We start from the raw sequence: 3996 nt of genomic DNA on the forward strand, positions 1-3996 counted from the left end.
CAATCCGGAGTGGGTCTCAGGCAGTGACGTCGTCGTCAGCGACCTCTTCGACGTCGTCGTCGTTCTCTTCGACGTCGTCGGCGCCGTTGTCCTCGGAGACCTCCGCGCGCCACACACGCTTCAGGCGCTCCTGGCTCCCCATGAAACCCATGTTCCGGAAGCGCCGGGTTGCCTGGCGCTTAGAGAGGGGCGGCTCCTCCTGGTAGCGCAGATAGCGCAGCACGACACCGATCTGAGCGTCGGTCAGCGGCTCGCCTGACTCGGGAGTCGGCACGCCCCGGACCGCCGCCATGTCCGCCATGGTGAGGACCGCTCCGACCGTGCCGCGAGACGCGACGGCTCGCGGCACGGTCGGGCCGTTGACCTGCGTGCCGAGGGTGTGACGGCCCAGTACGGCAGGTGTGACGGGCAGCGCGGGCGCGGTCGGTGACCATGTATCCAGGTCCGGCAGTTCGATGTTCGCGACCAGCGGCGGGATCGGCTTGCTGGTGATGGCCTCTACCGTGCTCCGTGACTGCTCGTGCAGCTCCTCAACCTGGTTCTGCTGCCCCTTCAGCGTCGCCTTCCGGTAGGCGGTCTCCGCCGTGCTCACCCGCTTCTCAAGGTCCCTGGCCACCGCCAGAAGCTCGATGCGGTCGGCGGCGTCGGCCTCCATCTGCTCGATGCGGTCAGCGACGTCCTGGCGCCGGGTGGCGATGGCCTGCCGCGTCGCGGGAGAGACCCGGCGCCCGAGGGCGGGCAGCACCAGCCACCACGCGCTCTTGGTCGCGACGATCGCGACCGGCGCCAGGACCACGGCCAGATCAAAGCTCCCGTTGCTGCGGGAGACGATCAGGTCGGCCGTGGGGATCGCGGCAATCACTGCGGTCAGTGCCAGCCCGGCCCACTGCACGCGCCGGGAGCGGCTGCGGTTGTTGGCCGCAAGGACTTCGGTCGTCTGCAGTACCACCCACAGGGCATCCAGGGCTCCCACGGTGGGGGAGGCCCAGAGGCCGAAGGCAGGGTCGAGGATCTGGTAGCTCACGGCCATCGACAGGACGGCGACGCCGACCGTGATAGCCCCCAGCACGGCGAGCACCGCCCCGCGCGGGAACCGCAGCAGCTTGTCGTACCAGCGTTCGTTCTCGTTGTTCACGATGTCCTTCCGGCAGTGAGTGGGTCCCGCTCGGGGCGGGTCGGCGTCCGCATTGCGGGGGCGTCTTCAGGCGCGGTAGACGGCCGGGCGGGCACCGGCGCGGAGCTCGCGGATGACCGAGCACGGTCCCTTGGCCGCGCAGTACGCGTCGTCGGTGTCCGGAAGGGGGTTGCCTGCGTGCCCGAGCGTGTCCCTGGCGAAGGCGTTGATGACGCGGAGCATTTCGCCGCCGTTCGGGCGGCAGGCACTGTCCTGTCCGCCGACTCCGTGTCGGTGGGCGCTCACGATGTGCTGCCGTGCCTGGCGCGCCGCCCAACGGCGGACGTGGGGGCCGGTGTTCTTGTGGACGTGCCCCGAGTCGTGGAACGTGTCCGCGTGGCAGCCGGTGCAGTGGTAAGTGACCAACTGCTCGGGGCCCTCATCACGCAGCCACGTGCCCTCGAACTCGTACACGATGACTTCGGCGTCGGGGATTTCGGTGTGGGCGAAGGCGGTGACGAGACCGACGCCGTCGATGCCGCCCCGCGCGGCGTTGTTCCAGAAGACGCGGGGCAGGAAGTCGTCCCATCCCCTGCCGTGGGGCCACTGAGCGATCATGACGCCCAGCGACGAGTCGAAGGTGGCGGTGCCCTCGGCGTTGTCCCGCTTGTACTGCTCGATCTGCTCGATCGGGCCGAAGTAGGTGGCGCTGTGTTCCTCGGACTCCAGGAAGATCAGGCCGTATCCCTCGGGGCGGGTGTGAAGGTTGCGCTCCCCTTCGGACAGGTAGGTGACCATGTCGTCGAAAGCGGGGTTCCCGGCGAGGATGGTGCCGACGAGGGGGAGCCGGTAGCGATCCGCGCCGGTGACATGGCTGGGGTTCGTGTCGCTGGTGTGGTGCGTCTGGCCGTAGGTGTTCCGGATCGTGATGCCCATGAGCGGTGCTCCTCTTCTGGGTGATCGGGTGTCACGCGGCAAGCTGTGCGCCGTCGGCGCACCCCGGGCAGCAGCCCAGGGACGTCGGGATCACGTAGTCGTGGGTGACCTGGCAGAGCGGGCAGGTGCGGCGGGCGCGCATCATGGCGCGCACTGCTCGCCACCGGCCCGGCGTCATCGGGCGCACGGGCGCGGCCAGGTCGACGCGGTAGAGATAGGCGGCCCGGACGGGCCTGGTGCGGGTGGCCGGGTCACGCTGGCCGTACCAAAGGATCTGTGCGGCCACGTCCTGACCTGCGGGCCGAAGGCCTCGCGCACGCAACTGACGCCGCGTCGCGAGGCCTTCGGGAGCGAGCCGCTTCGGGAAGGTGGGGACGCCGAAGCGTTCCCCGTCCGGGTCGAAGAACCTCACGGCGACTGCGGCGGTTGCTCGTCGAGCCGCCTCTTCACGTAGTCGACGGCGGTCTGATCAAGGCGAATCCAGGACCGGCCGATACTCCCGTTCTCGTCGCGGGTGTACGCGACGAGAACGGCGCCCTGGCGGTCGGTCTGCACGGTCAGCTTGTAGACAGTGCCGAAAATCTCGATGTCCGGAGCGTCGTTCATCGCCGCACCGCCGCCACTGCCTGGCCGTGACGCTGCAGCTCAGCATGAGCGCGCTGACGAGCCTCTTCAGCGAGCCGCGCGGCTTCTGCGGCCTGAGCCGCCTGTTCCTGGGGGCTCATGCCGTCACCTGCTCCCGCTCATCAGCGGGCGCGTTGTGCCCGGCCCGCCTGAGCCAGTCGCTGGTCGTCCAGGCGGACCCAACGATGAACGGCTGGCCATCGGGTCGGCGGATGTCGCGGACGATGACCGCGAACCTGGCGCACCGCCGGTTGAGCATCTCCCGCGCCATGGCCGGATCGGTGACCACGGCCAGGACCTCGAACGCGCCGTCGACGTTCTCGTAGATCGCACCGGGACGGCGCGGCCCGATCTGCTGCTCCACCACGCGGGTCAGAGCCTGGGTCAGAAACGCTGCGGTGATGGAAACGGCCGCGGTCGACTGCTGCGGGTGGGGCCGTCCCTCGGACGGGGCCGGCTGACGGCCGTCCCGCTCGTGAGGGATCGGGCGACTCGGCAGCGGGGGCCGCTCCCCGGCGGTGGGGGCGTAGGCGAGAATGGACATACGGATCACTCCCTGAAGCGGTTGGTCCGTGAGGCCCCCGGCACACATGGCGTTGCACCGCCGTGCCGGGGGTCGCGTCGTCTGAGCGACGCCGTGCCCCGAACCGGAGTCGAACCGGTCCGGGGCCCGCGATCTCTGCCCCTGTTTCACCGGCGCGTGACGAGTCCGTGTCGGCCCGCGTGGGTCGGCACAAGAGAAGGTGCGTATCTGGTTCGCGCGGCAGGGCCTACGGCTTATCGCAGTTGCCTGATCGTTCTGACGGCCGCTCTCCCCGTGTGCAGGGTGCGGTGCGTCCTCTATGCAATTGAGAAGGAACAGCCGCTTGCTTTCAGGTCGCCGCTACGCGCTACCTGTCCGAGCGGGTGCTGTTGATCGAGGCCGCTTCCGGCTCCCGCATCCGGCGCCGCCAAGGGCGGTTCCGGGTGGAGGAGTCGGGCCTGGAGACCCGGGAAAGCATCAACTCACTTCGTCGACATGCATAACTTAGCTGATACAGTTGGGCGTCTGTCAAGCACTTCATTGGGGAAGTTGGGGAAGCTAGCTAAGTCGAGGGGGTGGACCTACGATGTCGTTCATGAGCAGCGAGGCCATGCAGCCGTACCAACGCGTCGTACAAGGTGTCCGTGACAAGGTCAGCTCCGGTCGGTTGTCCGCCGGAGCGAAGCTGCCGAGCACACGAGAACTGGCTGAGGAGTACGGCGTGGCGCCCGGGACCGTCCAACGGGCGCTCACCGAGCTGCGGACCGCTGGTCTCATCTACTCGCACCAAGGTCGGGGC

6 protein-coding genes are annotated in these 3996 nt (G+C 68.9%); 1 reads left to right on the forward strand and 5 read right to left on the reverse strand.

The annotated features are described in order from the left end of the window. Nucleotides 1–16: 16 nt before the first annotated feature. From ABZ953_RS39075 to ABZ953_RS39095, 5 genes are all read right to left on the reverse strand, one after another. Complete coding sequence (locus tag ABZ953_RS39075) at nucleotides 17–1135, reverse strand: hypothetical protein (RefSeq protein ID WP_361734266.1); 1119 nt, start codon at nucleotides 1133–1135, stop codon at nucleotides 17–19. A gap of 66 nt (nucleotides 1136–1201) precedes the next feature. Further along, nucleotides 1202–2050 (reverse strand): hypothetical protein, encoded by an 849-nt coding sequence (locus tag ABZ953_RS39080; RefSeq protein WP_361734268.1) that lies wholly within the window; start codon nucleotides 2048–2050, stop codon nucleotides 1202–1204. A gap of 31 nt (nucleotides 2051–2081) precedes the next feature. After that, nucleotides 2082–2462 (reverse strand): RRQRL motif-containing zinc-binding protein, encoded by a 381-nt coding sequence (locus ABZ953_RS39085; RefSeq protein ID WP_361734270.1) that lies wholly within the window; start codon nucleotides 2460–2462, stop codon nucleotides 2082–2084. Continuing rightward, nucleotides 2459–2656: a hypothetical protein gene (locus ABZ953_RS39090; protein WP_361734272.1), complete on the reverse strand. Its 198-nt coding sequence runs from the start codon at nucleotides 2654–2656 to the stop codon at nucleotides 2459–2461. Before ABZ953_RS39090 ends, ABZ953_RS39085 begins: the two co-directional genes overlap by 4 nt. Nucleotides 2657–2771: 115 nt before the next feature. Beyond that, entirely contained in the window at nucleotides 2772–3218 is a 447-nt protein-coding gene (locus tag ABZ953_RS39095; protein ID WP_361734274.1) for a hypothetical protein, read from the reverse strand. 574 nt (nucleotides 3219–3792) lie between these two features. Between ABZ953_RS39095 and ABZ953_RS39100 the strand changes: the two genes are divergently transcribed. Further along, a partial coding sequence (locus ABZ953_RS39100) for a GntR family transcriptional regulator (RefSeq protein ID WP_361734276.1) occupies nucleotides 3793–3996 on the forward strand: 204 nt, incomplete at its 3' end.

The sequence above is a fragment of the Streptomyces sp. NPDC046465 genome, from assembly GCF_040646035.1.
Taxonomy (GTDB): domain Bacteria; phylum Actinomycetota; class Actinomycetes; order Streptomycetales; family Streptomycetaceae; genus Streptomyces.

Bases quoted from the DNA above. Each gene is read 5' to 3' on its own strand.
- ABZ953_RS39090 (WP_361734272.1), bottom strand. From the start codon at position 2,656: ATGAACGACGCTCCGGACATCGAGATTTTCGGCACTGTCTACAAGCTG.
- ABZ953_RS39095 (WP_361734274.1), bottom strand. From the start codon at position 3,218: ATGTCCATTCTCGCCTACGCCCCCACCGCCGGGGAGCGGCCCCCGCTG.
- ABZ953_RS39080 (WP_361734268.1), bottom strand. From the start codon at position 2,050: ATGGGCATCACGATCCGGAACACCTACGGCCAGACGCACCACACCAGC.